Annotated in this window: 11 protein-coding genes, 1 tRNA gene and 1 pseudogene; 5 read left to right on the top strand and 8 right to left on the bottom strand. The window is 65.1% G+C overall.

Going from position 1 to position 18511, the window contains the following annotated elements; genetic code table 11:
* Positions 1 to 36: 36 nt before the first annotated feature.
* The 4 genes and pseudogenes from IG75_RS0101230 to IG75_RS0101215 form a co-directional block, all read right to left on the bottom strand.
* Positions 37 to 1317 (bottom strand): Wadjet anti-phage system protein JetD domain-containing protein, encoded by a 1281-nt coding sequence (locus IG75_RS0101230; protein ID WP_051714072.1) that lies wholly within the window; start codon positions 1315 to 1317, stop codon positions 37 to 39.
* Complete coding sequence (locus tag IG75_RS0101225; RefSeq protein WP_245713139.1) at positions 1314 to 4661, bottom strand: ATP-binding protein; 3348 nt, start codon at positions 4659 to 4661, stop codon at positions 1314 to 1316. Before IG75_RS0101225 ends, IG75_RS0101230 begins: the two co-directional genes overlap by 4 nt.
* Before the next feature lie 2 nt (positions 4662 to 4663).
* A pseudogene (locus IG75_RS35905) lies at positions 4664 to 5287 on the bottom strand (DUF4194 domain-containing protein).
* Positions 5288 to 5351: 64 nt separating this feature from the next.
* Positions 5352 to 6839 (bottom strand): DUF3375 domain-containing protein, encoded by a 1488-nt coding sequence (locus IG75_RS0101215; protein ID WP_036512408.1) that lies wholly within the window; start codon positions 6837 to 6839, stop codon positions 5352 to 5354.
* Positions 6840 to 8258: 1419 nt separating this feature from the next.
* Between IG75_RS0101215 and IG75_RS0101210 the strand changes: the two genes are divergently transcribed.
* Positions 8259 to 10142 carry a DUF2075 domain-containing protein gene (locus IG75_RS0101210; RefSeq protein ID WP_030519249.1) on the top strand — a complete coding sequence of 628 codons (1884 nt, stop codon included), beginning with the start codon at positions 8259 to 8261 and terminating at the stop codon, positions 10140 to 10142.
* A gap of 408 nt (positions 10143 to 10550) precedes the next feature.
* Positions 10551 to 11894, top strand: a complete 1344-nt coding sequence (locus IG75_RS0101205; protein ID WP_210436750.1) for an IS630 family transposase — start codon at positions 10551 to 10553, stop codon at positions 11892 to 11894.
* Between the two features lie 184 nt (positions 11895 to 12078).
* On the opposite strand, the gene IG75_RS0101200 is transcribed toward IG75_RS0101205, so the two are convergent.
* A tRNA-Leu gene (locus tag IG75_RS0101200) sits at positions 12079 to 12163 on the bottom strand.
* A 165-nt stretch (positions 12164 to 12328) separates the two neighbouring features.
* Here IG75_RS0101200 and IG75_RS0101195 point away from each other — a divergent pair.
* Both IG75_RS0101195 and IG75_RS0101190 read left to right on the top strand, forming a co-directional pair.
* The gene (locus tag IG75_RS0101195; RefSeq protein ID WP_030519247.1) at positions 12329 to 13153 is read left to right on the top strand and encodes an SDR family oxidoreductase; all 825 of its coding nucleotides are present in this window, start codon (positions 12329 to 12331) and stop codon (positions 13151 to 13153) included.
* 108 nt (positions 13154 to 13261) lie between these two features.
* Positions 13262 to 14188 (top strand): D-isomer specific 2-hydroxyacid dehydrogenase family protein, encoded by a 927-nt coding sequence (locus IG75_RS0101190; protein ID WP_030519246.1) that lies wholly within the window; start codon positions 13262 to 13264, stop codon positions 14186 to 14188.
* Positions 14189 to 14221: 33 nt separating this feature from the next.
* Here the strand turns inward: IG75_RS0101190 and IG75_RS0101185 are convergent, their stop codons facing one another.
* The gene (locus IG75_RS0101185; RefSeq protein ID WP_030519245.1) at positions 14222 to 15190 is read right to left on the bottom strand and encodes an Acg family FMN-binding oxidoreductase; all 969 of its coding nucleotides are present in this window, start codon (positions 15188 to 15190) and stop codon (positions 14222 to 14224) included.
* Between the two features lie 473 nt (positions 15191 to 15663).
* Here IG75_RS0101185 and IG75_RS0101180 point away from each other — a divergent pair, with 473 nt between their 5' ends.
* Positions 15664 to 16770: a DoxX family protein gene (locus IG75_RS0101180; protein ID WP_247904476.1), complete on the top strand. Its 1107-nt coding sequence runs from the start codon at positions 15664 to 15666 to the stop codon at positions 16768 to 16770.
* 52 nt (positions 16771 to 16822) lie between these two features.
* On the opposite strand, the gene IG75_RS0101175 is transcribed toward IG75_RS0101180, so the two are convergent.
* Both IG75_RS0101175 and IG75_RS0101170 read right to left on the bottom strand, forming a co-directional pair.
* A complete protein-coding gene (locus IG75_RS0101175; protein ID WP_030519243.1) occupies positions 16823 to 18139 on the bottom strand; it encodes a cryptochrome/photolyase family protein in 1317 nt (438 codons plus the stop codon).
* Positions 18136 to 18507 carry a VOC family protein gene (locus tag IG75_RS0101170; protein ID WP_030519242.1) on the bottom strand — a complete coding sequence of 124 codons (372 nt, stop codon included), beginning with the start codon at positions 18505 to 18507 and terminating at the stop codon, positions 18136 to 18138. The genes IG75_RS0101175 and IG75_RS0101170 overlap by 4 nt, the downstream gene beginning before the upstream one ends.
* Positions 18508 to 18511 lie beyond the last annotated feature (4 nt).

The raw sequence follows: 18511 nt of genomic DNA, 5'->3' as shown, positions 1-18511 counted from the left end.
CCAGGCCGGCCGCTCGGCCAGCCAGATCGATGTCACCTATCCGTGCAGCAGCCCCGGATCTTGTGGGCTGCTGTGGTCGCCGGCTGTACCGGTCAACGACTGCAGTTGCGCCGCGGCATGTAGCAGGGGGATGCGCTCTTGCTCGATTCGTCGGAATAAGGCCGGACCTGCCGTGGCGATGGCATCGTAGGCTGCTGCCTCGCCGGGGGTGAGGTGGGCAAAGTCTGTCGATGACGGTTGGATCGGGCGGCCGGTTTTGTCGTGGTTCACGCCGTGGTGGGCGTGATTGTGGAGGTCTGTGGCGTCCATGAGGATGGATTGGACCGATTTGGCGGGCAGGCCGTTGGGTGTGGGAGTGCTCATTTCGGCTCGGAGCCGGTCGAGGATGGCGTAGCCGTCGGCGTCGATATCACCCCAGTAAATGACATGTTCGGCGAGGCGTATCCAGGTGATGTTGGCGACTAGGGATGCGGCGGCTTTGCCGTTTCCTTCGACGACGATTGTGTTTCTGGCTGGCGGGAACCAGAGGCGGCAGTCGCGGTTTTCGACGATGAGGACATTGCGCGGTTGGTAGGCGAGTTCATGCACGTCCCCGGTTGTCCAGGCGTCGTGCCTGCGTCGGCCCGAGGCTGCATAGTCGGGATCGACATAGGTCAGGTGCACGACAGCCGGTCGTGGCCGGAGTTCGGCGCGCACATCGCGTCCTGCCACAGCGCGTAGAAGCCCATCGTGGGTTTCGAGCCACTTGGAGTGCATACCGGCGACGGGGAGTTGTCGGGCAGTCCAGGCGCTTACGTCGGGGTGCTCGTGCAGCCACCTGACTGCCGCGAGTAGGACCGTGGTGTCTGGTTCGGAGAGTCGGTAGGTTGCTTTCAGCGTGGTCGTGGTGAGAGTCGCGCCGGCAGCCTGGAGTGAGGTGGCGACGGCTCGGGCGCGCGCGATATCGACTGTCACAGGTTCGTTGTGAGCGTGGGATACGAGGGCGACGGCGGCGGTCAAGTCTGTGGATATGAGGGTGGCCGGGTAGACGTCGGTCACGCGCTGGATGGTCAATGGTTTGCGGATGACCCTGACACCGTGGGTGTTGCTGATGTATTGCTCGTCGAATGCCCGCCAGGCTGCGTGCCAGTCGTACCAGCGGCGGTATCCGATCTGCTCGACTGCTGTCCCGGTGGTGAGTCCGGGGCGGAGCGGAACCGAAAAGGTCACGGCGTCGCCTATGCCGTGTTCTGCGCAGACGGCCTCTGCCCATTTGTGGCGGATTTTGCGATGGATCGAGTCGGCGGCCTCTGCGGGGGTGACGAGCCTTGCGGTCATTCAGGGTCTCCGGGGACGCCGATGATGGGTTTGGCCCATGAGCGGTTCTGGTTGTTCTTGAGCACCAGGTATTCGGCGTCGACGTGTGGTTCGATGGCGCTGTTCTTGTCGTTGGGTGCGCCGATGATGAGCTGGAATCCGAGTCCGCGCCAGGCGCCGATGGCGCGCCCGGTGTAGCGTGCGTCGGCTTTGATGAGTGCTTCGTCGAGGAAGACGGGGGCGTAGCGGGGGCGTTCGGCGCCCGCGTCGCCCAGTTGGTACCGCAGGGCCGAGCCGACGATGAAGGCGACGAGTTCTTGGGATTCGCCGCCTGATTTTTCGCCGATGTGGTCGTAGAGGGCGACATGTTCGTTGGCGGCGTTGCGTTTTTCGGCGCTGATGCGGATGTGATTGCGCACGTCGATCAGTTCGGCGAAGTCGGGGGCGTTACGTCGGATGCGGTCGATAACTTTGGCCATCCGGCGGTAGGCGCGTTCCCGGTCGTTGTCGGTGCCCGCCTGGTCGATCAGCCGGCGGACATCGCGCAGTTCCTTGCGGAAACGGGCGCGGACTGTCGAGTGGCTTTCCTGTGGGTCGATCTGGAGCCGATGGTCGTCGTCGGCGAAAGGCAGATCAGCGAGGATACGGTTGACCGGTTCGATCCTGTCGCGGATCTCCCGGATCGCGGAGGCGAGTTCGCTGTCGAGGCTGGTGAGGTCGTTGCCGGATAGCTTCAACAGACTGTCGCGCCACTGGCTTTCCAGCTCGTGCAGACGGCTGGTCTCCAGTTCGGTGAGCAGGCGTTCGAAATCGCTGTAGGAATTGTCGGGGTCGGTGCCGAGGTTGGGGTTCGGCCAGCGTTCGACGAATGTGGCGAACGTTGCCGACAGTGCGTTTCTGGCACTACCGATCGCATTGTGCGCTGCGCGGCGGTCGGTGGCGAGCCGGTCGGCGACCCCCTGGGTGGTGGCGTCGAACAGATCGAGGGCTTTGGCGGAGGGGATTTCGCCGGTGTCTTCGTTGCCGAACAGGCTCGTGAGATAGTCACGGTGTTCGAGGGTGACCTCGTGGCCGGCGCCGCGGGCACTGTCGAGCTTCTGTTGGGCGTCGTCGGCCTCAGTGGTGGTGTGTTGCCAGGCTTTGTCGAGGCTTTCCTTCTCGACCTTGGCTCGGATGGCTTTCTCGGTGAGCTTTTCGACCTTGACCTGCAGGGCATCTACCTGCTTCTGGAGATTGTCGATCTCGGGATTGCCGGAGTGGACCTCGTCGACAGTCTTATTCCACTCGTCCCGCTCGGCCACGACGGAAGCTACGTCGACCTGGTCCCAGGTCAATTCGGTCAGGGTCCGGTAGGCGCTGCGGCGATCCTCGAAAGAGTCCAGCGCGGCCTGTCTTGTCCCGACGAGCACGTCAGCAGTTAATTTGCGTTCCGTGATCGCGCGGATCTCTTCGTCGAGGCGTGCCAGCAGTCGATCATTGGTGTAGCCGAGGACGTTGGCCCTGCCCTGGCCGCCGTGCGCACCGCGGGCGCCGTCGGAGGTTTGGCCGGTGATGGTGAGCGCCCTGGTGTACTGGGGCAGCAGGCGTGCCGTCTCGACGCAGACGTAATCGAACCGGTTCACAAGTTCTGTTTTCAGCCAGGCGGTGAACGGCGAGGGCCGGTATTCGAGGCGGCCGGGAAGTCTGCGATCGTCGAGCCCGATATCGTCCCGCAGACCGGTTCGTACGCCTTCGAATTGGATGCGCCGCGGCGTGCGCACAGTGTTGATCGTTTCGCGGAACCTGCTCAGGTGCGCGATATCGATGAGCATTTTGGTGGCGAACCCGCCCAGGGCGAGGTTGAATGCTTCTCGCCACGGCTCGAACCCTGTTCGCACCTCGACCAGTTCGCCGACGAAAGGGAGCTGCTCCGGAGTGAGACCGGATGCCTCGGCAAGGATCGCGCGCGCCCGATGCAAGTCGGTGGGGATATTTCCCCGACGGGCGGCAACAGCCTCACGCTCAGTACGCAGCTCCTCGAGTTCACCCGCTACTCTGGCCTGGTGCGCCTTTGCTTCGGCAAAGTCGTTCTGCGCGGTCAGCCTGGCCTGCTTGTCGCCGAGGAGCCGATGTGCCTGTGTGACCAGCGCAGCGAAATCCTCCTCGCCGGCGACCACGGCACCGATAACCTCCAGCACCGTCTCGAGCCGGCCCCACGCCCGCTCGACCTCGACGAGCCGCTTTTCCACATCGAGAAGCGCCGCGCGAGCCTTCTCCAGACGGGCGCCACCAGATACCCGCAGGGTCTCTTCAATCCCTTTGAGCTCGGCCTCTGCTCCCTTGGCCACCGTAGTCGCTGCAGCGACGGCTATCTTGGCTTGCTCTCGTCGTTGCCGCAGGTCGTCCTCGGCCGCTCGCAGCAACTCGACGCGCCGCTCATGTCGCCACAACCCCGCCGGCGACGAAGAGTCGGTGAGCGAACCGAGGCTCTCAATCATCTCCACACACTCGATCGCATCGATGATGGTGCGGTGATGCTCCCGGATCGGAGCCAGTGTCCTGACCTGTTGGCGGGCGGTAGTCATCTGTGTGCGTGTGCTGGACAGTTCGTCGAACTGCTTGACCACCTCGTCCGCAGTGGCCAGTGTGGGCGGTTCTTCGAGCACCATCGTCTTATACAGCGCATCGACCGTGGTGATCTGCTGGCCGGCCTGTATCCGGCCCAGCAACGCGACTGCCTTGGAACCGTCACCTGCGGCGCCGATTCCGAGAGCGGTGTGCAACCGTGCCGTGTACTCGGTGTCGGTGGTATAAGGCGTCAGGCCGACCGATTTCACTGCGCTGTCGGCGAGCCGCTGGTTCACCGGCCCAGCGAGCGTGCGCAGATCGAATGGCCCGTCACAGGTGGCCCGGACCTTGACCAGATCATCGAGAGTGCGGGCCGCGGACGGCACATACCACGCCCTCACCGCCGTGAACATCACACCGGACTGATCGGCCCAGGTCATAGCGATCGCCGACCAGGTATCGCGGCCATCGCCGCGCAGAACTCGGGCTTTCGTCTCACCCCCTGTGCGGGATTCATCGAGCTTGCCCCGCGCATAGGACAGGATGTTGCGTTGATCCTTGCCGCGCGGCCGGCCGACGACGCCCCCGTTGGAGGCTCCGTTGAACGGCATCGTATGCGGCATGATCAATGCGATGTAGGAGTCCATCAGAGTCGATTTGCCCGACCCTGACTCACCACACAGCAGGGTCGCTCCCGGCGCGAAACGTACCCGATGGTGCCCGTCGTACCCGCCCCAGTTGACCAGCTGCAGATCCAGTGCCACCCATTGCTGCCCTCTCGACGCCTCCGGGATCAGACCGAACAGCGTATCGATCATGCTCACGGCGCGACTCCCTCTGGGCCATGGCCTGTGCTGTCATTGCGTTCACGCAACCATCGGCTCAGCTCGGTGAGCTTCTCCGTACTCATCACGACCTCCACGAGCGGCGTGATCCGATACCGGCCTGCAGTCTCCTCCTCCATCAGCCCCTCTTTCGACAACCGTGTCACCGCACTGCGGATCTCCTGCTGCCCCTTGGCCATATTGGTGTCGTCAGGATCGAAGTAGGTCAACACCGTCTGCTCGAGTTCTTCGATATCGACCCGCGCCGATATCTCACCGGCGACCCGTTCCTGCTAGAACACCGTGCGCAGATGCACCAAAACCAGCGTCTCGGCACGGTTGTAGGGATCATCCTTCAACAGAATCGGCACATCCAGTTCCGTTGAACGCACCTGCTGTTTGTAGGCGACACCGCGGTCGTGATCGACCACCAGCCGGACGAACAGGTCATGCAGCCGGGACTCGATGATCTGCTGGTTTTCCAACAGCGTTCGCCACTGCGCCGGATATCTATCGGCCAGCAGAAACCTGCGCTGCAACAACCGCACCAACACCCGCCGCACATCCGCGTCCAGCGTGCCCGCATCACCAGCGAACAGTTCGGTAGGGTCTTCCTCCATCGAGACCGGGTCGATGAACCCGGAGTCCTCGGCTCCCGGCCACACCTCGTCGTCGAGCACCGACTCACTCACCTGCTACCTCGTCCTTCGTATTCACGATCACACCGCGGAAAGCGAACCGCCGCCGAGTGCGATCGGGCCGGACAGCTTCGACGGTGACGACGGTCTCGGTATCGGTCATGCCCGAGCGATGCCCCAGCTCGAGCAGGCCGAGCAGATCCACCGGACGGCGTATCTCCTCAGGGGCCGCACTGAAAACAGCCGCGATATCGATCGCGTCCGCGTCGGCTGCGAAGTGCGCCAGATGCTCCTCCAGCGCCGCATAATTCGGTCCACCCCAGGCCCGGGTATCGGTGTCCGGCATCATGTCCTCGTCCCACTCGGCCAACGGTGCCGGCGGCTGAGGTGGGCGGGGATCGCTCAACGACTGACGCAGGTGCTCGATACCCGCGGCCGGTAAACGGCGCAACGGCTCGACCGGCTCCTTGTGCTTCGAATGAGGCATCCACCGATGCAAACCGGTCATCACCTCACGCAGCAACTCGTCGACCTGCCGGTCCCGCATCGGATCGTGATTACGCACCTGAGTCGTAATCACATGCGAGGCCTGACGCTGAGCAGTCAGGACTTCCTTGACACCCCGCTCGATCCGGCGCGCGATATCGAGGAACTCCCGCCGCTGCGGCTCGCTCAATAGCTCAGTGAACCGATGCCGCAATACCGTACGCAACCGACCCGACAAGTCATCGATCTGCTCAGGGTCACCGATCAACCGCAGCGCCCCGGCGAATGCCCGCCCTTCCGGCGTCGCATCCATGATCTGCTGCCCCCGCTCCAGATACTCACCCAGCACCTCCCCCGTCGGCCGCGCATCCTGCCTGAGCTCAGTGACAACGTCGCGTTGAATAGCCTTGATCGACTCGGCGACCCGGGCGAAATCTGCTGGCAGTTCACGCACCAGATGCAGGACGTTCTCCGCCTGCTCCAGCAATTGCTCATCATCGACAGCGTCCAGCACACCACCGCGCTCGAGCCGCTCTAGCTCCTGCTCGCGCTGCCTGATCTCCACTTCCAGACGGGCAATCCGAGCCATCACATCCGGATCGGCATCCTGCGCAAGCCGCTCCACCGCTTCCAACAAGGTCCGCACTCGCGACTCCGACACCCGCGTCCGGGAACCACCGACACGGCCCGCCACCTCCAACGCACCCACCCCATGCGCCGACAACCGATACACCTCGACCTCGTTGTCCAACACCTGACGCACGAGCCATCCGGCATTCACCCACTGACGACACAGATCGCGGGCACTACCCGACGGCAACGGCATTTGCCCCTCCTCCCCATACCCCGCCGCACGCAGCTGGTTCAGAGCACCACCGATCTCCGCATGCGCATCCGCCACCGCAACCGCCGAACGCTCAGCGGTGAACACCATCGCCAACACGGTCACGACAAACGGCGCATACGTCTGGTGCAGCAAATCGAGCATCGGCGTCTTGAACGCCCGAAGAGCCCCCTGATACGCACCCTCTACCCCTCGAATACTCATCGACGCCCAGCGTACGTCGACCACCCGACAACCAAGCCGCGTCACAGACCATCGAAATCGGTACAGTGAATCGCCTCGACAACATCGGAAGAATTCGATTGATCGCAGGAACTCAACTCCCTCACACGAACCGAATGAAAACCAGCACACCATCTCAGATCAGACCAGGTCAGGAAGTGTCGGCCCCGCGCCCGCGGGGATGGTCCGGGTGCCGGCGTCTCGACGGTTCTCGTCCGTCGAATTCCCATCGGCGAGCACGCGCTGCGGCCGCTGCACTACAGCGAGCGCTCGATGCCACCAGCGGCCACGCGCGGTCCACTGAGCAGCCGCGCCTTGAACCTCGGTCGTGCTTTCGATAAGGCGCTGACGAAGCGCACGGCCTGAGCACAGACACAATCCGGAGAATGACCAACGAGGACACACTCCACGCGTACCGTTCCGCCGCCAGATCCGAATCACGGACGAAGCCGTCAGCACGGACATGCGCCCGATCGAGTGAGGAGCGACCCAAACCCATGCGCTCACACATTGTGCACAAGAAGCCAGGTCAAAACGAAATACCGCCCTGAACTGGCGATTCTATGGTTGCCCCGGCTGGGATCGAACCAGCAAACTTGGGCGCGTCAGGCGGAAGCCGCTTGCCGTTGCCCCCTTCCGCGCCGGGGGGCCAATCGCGGTCAACGGCTCCGGTTGGCCACAGACGACCACGATTCGACCCGACTACGGAGCCGCAGCCCGCTGGACGTGGGCGCCGCAGCCGCATGTCGTCCTGGCTCCGACTTGCCAGCGAGCGGGTTTGCCGATGGGACGCACAACGCGATGCCGACTCCGGCGATAGGCCGCGGCGGTGTCGGCGCCGGTGCAAGACACGCTTGCTGGCGCAGAAATGCCACAGAAATGGTGTCCGAGGAGAGCACTAACACCTACATAATGCCTTGACCTGCGAATATGTCGAAATCAATTCATAGAATCTGCATATAATCGCAGTTCAGAAGGTTTAATAAGTGTCCGGAGGGGGATCAGACCCAAAACCCCACGCTGATACACCACACAGCACTGCGCCTACCGTAGATCCGAGCCGCTTCTCCCGCCGCATGGACCAGGCGCGAGAACTGAGACTCGCGCCGCTCGCTTGTGGGCCCGCCGTTCCCCCGCGGGACCGCAAACTGTGCGGTCCCGCCCCCTTCAGGATGGGGCCATTCTCGACGGCGGACCTTGACCGGCCGGGCCGCACTGCGCTGGCTACCAGCGAGAAGGATTCCACGGGATCATGTTGGCCTCTCGCTCGCGAGCTCGCCGGCGCCAGCCACGACCGGGCATTTCTCGTCTGGATGGACACAGCTTCAAGCGCTCATCGCAGGTCCAGTATGTTGAACGCTGTTTCTGTGCATAGCAACGAATCAGAGATTGGGGGCGGCCATGACGCTGAGAGCGTTTCACGCAACTGCCCTTGAGATCCTGAACCTGTCCCGCGAAGGAAACCTTGCCGTCGTTGTCGCCGAAAGGGCAGGCAGGAACGGCAACACTGCCGAACGGCGGTCATGGGAGTCCAGCCTTCCTGCACTTGCCCAAGCACTCGTCGAGGCCGACCTACAGGGCGTGAGCATGCTGATCGAGTGTTCGGTCCCGAGTTCGACCAAACGCGTCGACGCGGTGCTCGCCGGGGTCCATCCGGCTACTGGTGACCACAATTACGTCGTAGTCGAGCTAAAGCAATGGACGGACGCAGGCCTGGGGTGGAACAGCAACCGGATCGTATGGACACTGCATACGCGGGGCGATCAACTCCACCCTGTCGAACAGGTCCGAGGATACTGCCGCTACCTTCAGCGTGACCTCGTGGTGCTACACAACCATCCCGAAGCCCTCCATGGCGTTGCCTACCTGCACAACGCACTGAGAAAATCAGTCGAGCCACTCTTCCATCTCCCACCCGACAATCTTGGTCGACTATTCACCGGAGGCCATCCAAACGAACGCAACGAATTCATCCACTACCTGAAGACCCAGTTCACGTCCGCATCCGGACATCCGGCCGGTGTCCACCTCCTCAACAGTGAAACGCGCCGGCGGCGGACGCTCCTCAGCTCCACCACAATTGCGCGCATGACCACAGAGCACACTCTCATCGAGAACCAGAGACTTGCCTTCGAGGCCGTGCGGAACCGTGTCAGCCAGGCTCACGACGCCAGGAACCAGAGCGTGGTAATCGTTACCGGTGGCCCCGGCAGCGGAACGACACTGATCGCGCTGTCGCTACTACAGCATCTCCGCAAGGACGGCCGCCGAGTCCTGTACGCGACGGGATCACAAGCCATCACAAAGACGTACCGACGGATCTACGGCCGCCAGGATCGCGGATTAGAAAAGCAATTTACCTACTACAGGAGCCTGGCATCTCTTGACCGCGGGCGGCTTGATGTCGTTATCTGCGATGAGGCCCATGGCATTCTGCGAGAATCCACAGATCGTTTTACCCGTACCATTGCCTTCACCAAACGTCCGCAGGTCGATGAGATCATGGCCGCGGCTCGCGTGCCGGTGTTCTTATTGGACGACCATCAGGTCGTCCACCCTAATCAGGTCGGCACGGTCGAGTATATTCGAAATCATGCTGCCCGAGCGGGCTTTTCAGTGTTTCAGGTAGATCTGGACGGTCAGTTCCGCTGTGGCGGCAGTGCAGCTTTTGACGAGTGGGTCCTTAACCTTCTAAGCCTCAATGCAACCGGACCCATCCCGTGGAAAGCCGACGGCATTTACAATGTCTACAGCGCCCGCTCGCCGAAACAGATGGAGGACTATCTCCGGTCGAAGATCACCCCCACATGCACGGCGAGAATCACCGCTGGATACTGCTGGGATTGGTCAATTAATCCCGACAGCAACGGAGCTCTCGTACCGGATGTCACGATCGGAAATTGGTCGAGACCCTGGCACAAGGCAGGGGAAGCAATGGGCACGCCGAACGATCCTCCACCCAGCTGGCTTTGGGCCACCGACCCCCGCGGATTCGACCAAGTCGGCACCATCCACTCCACCCAAGGTTTCGAGTTCGACTGGACTGGAGTCATCTTGGGTCCCGAGATTGTCGCTGAGAACGGGCGCCTAGTTGTGCGGCGCGAAGCAAACAAGGACAGAAGGTTTAAGCGCAAGGACCTTTTCGACGAGGAAGTCGATATCCTCATCCGGAACACATATAAGGTCCTACTGACCCGCGGCATGCGAGGATTGGTCATCTATTCTGCCGATCCCGACACCCAGGAGTTCATCGCAGGCTTGGCGGACTCTATCCCCCAGGCGTAACGTGTCAGAAAATTCTTGATAGCTTGGCCGCAACTTCTCGACCCGTTGGCTGGAGCACTGCGCTTGGACGATGCGGAGAGGCTTCATTTGCAGAACTTGTCCTGCAGACCGGCCGGGCCGACTTCCCAACGGCGGTCACCCCAGCGGTGCGTGCCGTGCACTCCGAAGCGTCGCTCCCAAATCCCTCCTCGTATCCGCAGCGACATCCGTCGTGTGGACCCCATGTTCCGCAGCCGAAACACCCCAGCGTTGAGCAGGCCAATACCTGCCTTAGATCCGCAACTCCGACGATCTCGACTATGTCGCTCCCGATCGCCTCGTCAGAGCCAACGGCATCCAGTATCCACGCACCGACAGAGCTAGTGATCTGAGTCGTTGTTCAGCGCCGTAAGTTGCTAGGGTTGGTTAGTGGCGCGAACGGGGCGGCCGAAGGCTGGGTTGACACTGTCCGATGTTGAGGGCGAGGTGCTTGTCCGCTGGGCGCGTGGGGATTCCCGGCTGGGTTTGCGGGCGCGGATCGTGTTGGCGTGCGCAGAGCCGGATGCGGCGAGTACGCAGGTCGCTGCGGATTTGGGAGTGACAACTGCGACGGTCGGAAAGTGGCGTCGGCGCTTTGTCGAGTCGCGACTGGACGGATTGACCGATAGTCCGCGCTCGGGGCGATCGAAAGTCGAACTGGTGCTGTCCGAGGAAGAACGAGAGGCGTTGCAGCGGTGGGCAAGGCGACCGAAAACAGCACAGGCTTTGGCTTTTCGAGCCCGAATCGTGTTGGCGTGCGCGGCGGGAGCGACCAACAAGGATGTAGCCGTGACGCTGGGGACACGGGAGCAGACCGTGGCCCGATGGCGGGGCCGGTTCGTGCGGGATCGCCTGCAGGGCTTGGTGGACGAGCCGCGACCCGGTGCGCCGCGCACGATCATCGATGACCAGGTCGAGAAGGTCATCGTGAAGACGCTGGAGCAGACTCCGGCAGGTGGGGATACCCACTGGTCGACACGGGGTATGGCCAAGGCAGCCGGCTTGTCCCAGTCATCGATTTCGCGGATCTGGCGAGCGTTCGGGCTCAAACCGCATCTCGTGGACACCTGGAAGTTGTCGACCGATCCGCAGTTCGTCGACAAGGTCCGTGACGTGGTCGGCTTATACCTGGATCCGCCGGCTGCGGCATTGGTGTTGTGCGTGGACGAGAAATCTCAGATGCAAGCACTGGATCGCTCGCAACCGGTGTTGCCGATGATGCCCGGTATGCCCGAACGCCGCACTCACGACTATGTCCGCCATGGCACCACCAGCCTGTTCGCCGCGCTCGACGTGGCCACCGGCAAGGTCATCGGCCAACACCACCGCCGACACCGCCACCAGGAGTTCTTGCGATTCCTCAGAACCATCGACGCCAACACCCCCGCCGAGCTGGATCTCCATCTGATCTGCGATAACTATGGCACCCACAAAACACCCGCCATCAACAGATGGCTGGCAGCCCACCCACGATTCCACCTGCATTTCACCCCCACCAGCAGTTCTTGGTTGAACCTCGTCGAACGCTGGTTCGCCGAGCTCACCAACCGCAAACTCCGCCGATCGGCCCACCGCAGCGTCGCCGAACTCGAAGCCGACGTCCAGGCCTGGATCAACGCCTGGAACGAAGACCCGAAACCGTTCGTATGGACCAAATCTGCCGACCAGATCCTCGACAGCCTCGCCCACTACTGTCAGAAACTTACGGCGCTGAACAACGACTCAGATCACTAGGGCCGGGCGATTACCGAGTGCGACCGTGTCCGAGCCGGTGCGTAGACACAGTTGCCGCCGCAGAAATGCTACGGAAAAGGTGTCCGAGGAGGACACGAACACCTACACACTGTCTTGACCTGTGGATATATCAAAAAAGATTCATAGACTCTGAGTATAAACTCAGGTCAGATAGTCGATTTTGTGTCCGGAGGGGGACTTGAACCCCCACGCCCGATAAAGGGCACTAGCACCTCAAGCTAGCGCGTCTGCCATTCCGCCACCCGGACCGGTGTGCTCAGCAAGAGTATCGGATCGCGCCACCGGGGCAAAATCGCGGGTACCACCTGGGGTTTTCCGCTTCATTGTCAGCGGGTGACGAATTCCGCTCCGGCGGCCGCGGCGCGTGGGTAGATTGTGGTGCGCAGCGGAGCAGTCGCGGTGAGGAGCGCCAGGTGGGACAGGATGTCGCGGTCGTTATCGGGGTCGGAGGTATGGGGCGGGCGATCGCACGCCGGGTGGGGGGTGGCCGGCGGCTGCTGATCGCCGATTTCGACAAGGACAATCTGGGCGCGGTGGTCGAGGTGCTGGCCGGTGAGGGGCATGAGGTTCGCGGGCAGTATGTCGATGTTTCGGATGCCGGGTCCGTGGCGGCGTTGGCCGCGGCGGCCGGTGAGGCGGGGCGGGTCACGCATATCGCGCACACTGCGGGGGTGTCGCCGACCCAGGCGGTGACGAAGGCGGTGCTGGAGGTGGATCTGCTGGGGACGGCGCTGATCCTGGATGCTTTCGAGAGTGTGGTCGCCGAGGGCGGGGCGGGGGTGGTGATCGCGAGTATGTCGGCGTATATGGCGCCGCTGCCCGACGATCAGGTCGCGGCGCTCGCGCATACGCCGGCGGCGGAGTTGCTGGCGTTGCCGTTCTTGGACCACGAGGCGCATCCGGGTATCGCCTACGCGGTGGCGAAACGGGGCAATGTGGCGCGGGTACAGGCCGCGGCGGTCGCGTGGGGGCGGCGGGGTGCGCGGCTCAATTCGATCAGTCCGGGGGTGATCTCGACGCCGATGGGGCGGCAGGAGCTGGACGGCGAGTCGGGTGCGGCGATGCGGGCGATGGTCAACGCGTCGGCGACCGGGCGGTTGGGGACCCCGGACGATATCGCGCATGCGGCGGCTTTCCTGCTGGACCCGTCGTCGAGTTTCATCTCGGGGGTCGATCTGCTGGTCGACGGCGGGACCGTGGCCGGGGTGCGGGCGCTGGCGGCCGGAAACCTCTCCTAGCGGCCGGGCCGCGTCCAGCGTCTCGGTCCGGGTGAGAGGAATTGTTGACGACGCCCGCGCCGGCGGATGATGATGCGGCCATCAGTCCCGACGTCCCGGAAGTGAACTGTGCCGCATACCAGAGTTCCCGCCATCCACCTGGGTCCGGAATACGACCCCGCCCTCGCCCGGGGAATCGAGGCGGGTGGTGGCCGGCTGGTGTCGTTGGGCGATGCCGAGGCGGTGGTGTGGAAGGGCGGACCGGATTCCTTTCCCGAGCGGTTACCGGATGCGGTGCGGTGGGTGCAGTTGCCGAGTGCGGGGATCGAGCGGTGGTTCGCGGCGGGCCTCATCGACAACGACCGCGTCTGGACCTCGGCGGCCGGTGCCTATGCGCCGAGTGTGGCCGAGCATGCGGTGTTGCTGCTCTTGGCGGGCGTACGCGGGCTGGGCGAACAGACGCGTGCGACTTCGTGGCGTAAGGCCGAGTTCGAGACGCGGGTGGGGAGGCTGCACGGGGCCACTGTCGCCATTATCGGCTGCGGGGGTATCGGCCGGGCGATGATCCCGCTGTTCCACGCGTTCGGGGCACAGGTGCTGGCCTCCACCCGGTCCGGGACGCCGGTACCGGGGGCGGTCGAGACGGTGGACGCGAGCAGGAACGCCGAACTCTTCTCGCGCGCGGACCATATCGTGATCGCGGCACCGGCGACGGCCGATACCGCGCATCTCGTCGACGCCGACGCGTTGGCCCGGATGAAACCGGCGGCCTGGATCGTGAACATCGCGCGGGGATCGCTGATCGATACCGATGCGCTGGTGCGGGCGCTGCGCGAGGAGACCATCGGGGGCGCGGCACTGGATGTCACCGATCCGGAACCGCTGCCCGACGGGCATCCGCTGTGGTCGCTGCCCAATGCGGTGATCACACCGCATCTGGCGAATCCGTCCGGCGGTCTGCCGGGCCTGCTGGCCGAGCATGTGCGAGCGAATGTGGAACGGTTCGCGGCGGGCGAACCGCTGCTGGCTCTCGTCGATACCGAACGCGGTTACTGACGGGGCGGCGAAAGCCCGCCCGGTCGCGGTCGATCAGACCTCGAGTATCTCGTCGATCGGGCGCCGCGGGGTATCGGCCAGCGGCGCGGAACCGCGGGAACTCCAGCCGACCCGCACCATGGACTGGGGGTACGCGCAGTCGTGGAGTAGGCCGGTCCGGATTTCCTGCCGTGCGTCCGGCACGCCGAGAGGTTCGGTCTGCACGCTGGTGGCCAGGCCCAGTTCGGTCGCGGTCAGCAGCAGCGCGCTCGTCGCCTCCCCTGCCCGCAGTTGGGCCCGCCGGTCGTCGCGGGCGGTGCCGACGACGAGCCATTGCGCGGCGTCCGGCTGGTTCGCCGGATCGAGCAGGCCGGGGTCGGCGAAGGTACGTACCGGGATCTCGCCGTCCGGGCGCGCCGCGGGGGCGTTCCGGGACGGCACACCGTCGGTGAGCCGGTCACGTCCACTCCAGTGGGCGATCTCCTCTTGGTACAGCCGGTCGGTGGCGTGCGCGGCGACCGCGTGCTGCATGGGCGTCGCCAGCCGTGGTAGCAGGGTGTCGGGGACCTGCCGGACGGCGGCTCCGCGCGCCGAGACCTGCGTTGCCAGGGACCGCAGATAACGGGCCGGAATCGGCTCGGGCAGGTAGTGGCGGCGATCGGTCCGGCGCAGCAGGATGGCGGCGGCCATTTCGATCTCGGCGTCGGTGGGCGGCCGGCGAGTGGTGTGGATCGTGGCGAGATGGTCGGGGTCGCCGGGGTCCGGGCAGTAGTCCACGGCGGAGGCCCAGCCGAGCGCGGCCAGGGCGGCGCGCATATGGTGCAGCGCGGCACCACAGCTGACGATGAGGGAGCGCAGCGAGGGATCGGTGACGATCAGCTGCCGGCCGGTATCGGCGAAGAGCTGGATACCGGAGTCGGCGGACCGCCAGCGCCAGGGTTGGGTGTTGTGCACGGACGGCGCTCGGACCGCCAGGCCGAGTGCGAGATCGGTGGCCTCACGATCCGGGATCGTGGCGGACATTGTATTGCGTCCTTCCGATGACAGGCGATGTGCAGATTTTCCGGCTCGTACAACTGCCGGTGGTCACGGAGAATGCGACCCCGGCACCGCGGCTCCGCCGACCGGGGCGCCGGGCGCCTGCGGTGCGGATGCCCTGAATCCGAGAATAGGCACTGCCCACCACAGCGGCATAGCACCCGGCGACATTTGCCGGACGATACCCAGGACGGCGGCGCGGCACGGCGGCATATCGCGCACAGGACGCGATGTTCGATGCCTTACCTGGTGCAGGTCATGCATCCGATCGGATTATATGACCCTGGTCACAGGGATGTCGGATTACCGGATATTCGCCACCCGACCCGGATGCCGGTTCGGGCGGACACGAAGCGGCCGGTTCTGTTTCCCGGCCCGGAAGCCGGGTAGATCGGCAGTACTCTGGCCTACTACCCCTGGTGACCAGCTGTGACAGATGCGAAACACCGAAGAAAGGGATGCACATCATGCTGCTACGCCGGTTCGCCCGCCCCCTGCTGGCGAGTGCGTTCGTCGTCAACGGAGTCGAAACACTGATGCATCCGGAATCACGGGTGAAAGAGGCGTCGACTCTGGTCCACAAGGGGAAGGAATCGCTGCCGTCCGATATCGCGGGCAACCTGCCCGCCGACCCCAGCACCCTGGTGCGGGTGACCGCGGCCGTGCAGATCGCCGGCGGCGCCCTGCTGGCGCTGGGCAAGGCGCCGCGCCCGGCGGCGCTGGCGCTGGCGGCGACGGTGGTTCCGGCGACGGTCACCGAGCAGAACTTCTGGGCCGAGAACGATCCGGAGCGCCGCGCGGCGAAACGGACGGCATTCCTCAAGGACGTGAGCCTGCTGGGGGGCCTGATGATCGCGGCGTCGGATACCGCGGGTAAGCCCTCGCTGGGCTGGCGGGGACGCCGCGCCGCCCGGCGGGCCGCCGCCACCGTCGGCGGTGCGCTGCCGGTGGGGTCGTCGGCCCGTAGCGGCACCGGCGACGCGGTCCGGCAGCAACTGCACCAGGCCGCCGACCGAGGCCGGGATCTGGCGGGTTCCGCGGCCGACCGCGGGGCGGAGCTGGCCGAGATCGCCCAGCAGCGGGGTCCGGTGTGGGCGGACACCGCCAAGAAGCGGGGCGCCGACTGGGCCGATATCGCGAAGCATCGCGGTGCCGAGCTGGCCGAAACCGCCCAGACCCGCGGTCCCGAATGGGCCGCGGTGGCGAAGAGCCGGGCCGCCGAGCTGGCGGACTACACCAAGCACCGCGGCGGCGAACTCGCCGAAACGGCGCAGCACCGGGGTCCGGAGTGGGCGGAAGCGGCCAAGAACCGCGCGGCCGAACTCGCCGACTACACCAAGCACCGCGGCGGCGAACTCGCCGAAACCGCCCAGCATCGCGGCCCCGAATGGGCGGAAGCGGCCAAGAACCGCGCGGCCGAACTCGCCGACTACACCAAGCACCGCGGCGGCGAACTCGGCGCCTCGGCGAAGGCACAGCGCGCCCAGCTGGCCAAGGCGAAGGCGAAGGCCGACAAAGCGAAGGCGAAGGCCAAGAAGAAGGCCGCGAAGTCCAAACTCCGCTGATCAGGCGGCGGATTCGACGATGCCCGGGCCGTGCGGTCCGGGCATCGTCGCGTCACATCCCGGGGAATTCGAGGATCGGCGCCGGATAGTCCGTGTCGAGCCGCCACGGCCGGTGGATCGCCCGGCCTTCGATATCGGCGAGTTCCGGCACCCAGCGCCGCACGTAGTCGCCCTGCGGGTCGTAGCGGTCGGCTTGGCGCAGCGGATTGAGCACCCGGTTCGGGCGGGTGTCGTTTCCGGTTCCGGCGACCCATTGCCAGTTGAGCTGATTGTTCGCCAGGTCCGCGTCGACCAGCCAGTACAGGAAGTGTCGAGCGCCGGCCCGCCAGTCCACCCGCAGCGATTTGGCGAGGAAGCTCGCGGTGATCAGGCGGGCGCGATTGTGCATCCAGCCCTGTGCGCGCAATTGCCGCATCCCGGCATCGACGATCGGAATGCCGGTGTGTCCCTCGCGCCAGGCCTCGAGCGCCTGCTCGTCGTCGCGCCAGCGGATATCCCGCGCGCGATAGTCGGCCCATGCCGCGCCGGGCCGGGCGGCCAGTACCTGGTGGTGGAAGTCGCGCCAGGCCACCTGCCGGACGAACGCGGCGGCGCCCTCGGTGGAATCCCCGGCGCGGCGCACTACCTCCCCCGGCGAGAGACAACCGAAATGCAGGTACGGGGAAAGCCGTGAAGTGGTGTCGGCGGCCATATCGTCGCCGCCGGACGCGTAGCCGTCGAGGTTGCGGGAAAGCCAGTCCCGCAGGATTTTGCGGCCCGTGGTCTCGCCGCCGACCGACAGTTCGGGTGAGGGTTCTCCCGCACCGAGCTCGCCCGGCTCCGGGAGCGACCCGGCGGCGATCTCCGGCAGCTCGAGGCGGCGCGGCGCGCGCAGCGCCGCCCGGTGCCGGTCGCTGGTCCAGCGCCGCAGATAGGGCGTGAACACGGCGAAGTGATCATTGCCGGCGGGCACCAGATCGCCGGGCGGCACAACGGTCAGCGAGGCAGTGTGGACCCGCAGTTCGCGACCGTCACGGGCCAGGCGATCACGCAGCCGCCGCTCCCGGAGGCGGCTGTAGGCACTGACATCGGCGGCGATATGGACGACCGGCGCGGCCGCCGTCTCCGCCACCCGCGCTACCTCTTCGGCGACATCTCCGGCGCGGACGACGAGCCGGCCGCCGAGCGCACGGAGTTCGTCGTCGAGTTCGCGCAGGGCGGCCGCCAGGAAATGCGCCCGATTGGGCGGGCAGGAACGACCGGACAGGATGGCCTCGTCGAGCACGAAGAGCGGGACCACCGTCGAGGCCTCCCGGTGCGCCGCGGTGAGCACGGGGTTGTCCCACACCCGCAGATCGCGGGTGAACAGGGCGACCGCGGCTGCGGTCATGTGAACCAGACCAGGCAGAACGTGTGCCCGACCGGGTCCGTGTAGACCCGGAATGTCTCTTCCGCGTGGACGAAGGTGGCGCCGAGCGCCAGGACTGCCGGTTCGGCGACCTCCACATCGCTGACCAGCACATCGAAGTGGACCTGCTGCGAACCGGCCGGATCCGGGAAGCGGGGCGGCCGATACTCCGGCGACAACTGGAACGCCAGCCGCCGGCCCTGCGGGTCGACCATGGCGACCCAGGTGTCGTCGCTTTCCGCGCTCACCACTTCCCCACCGAGCAATCCGAGATAGAACTCGGACAGCTTCCACGGATCCGGGCAGTCCAGTACTACCGTCCGCAATCCCTCTACTCCGTCGGCCGTCATGGTC

Source organism: Nocardia rhamnosiphila NBRC 108938, from assembly GCF_000720425.1.
GTDB classification, from domain to species: domain Bacteria; phylum Actinomycetota; class Actinomycetes; order Mycobacteriales; family Mycobacteriaceae; genus Nocardia; species Nocardia rhamnosiphila.
Note: the sequence above shows the minus strand (reverse complement) of the source record. Positions and strands in the feature narration are given on the sequence as shown.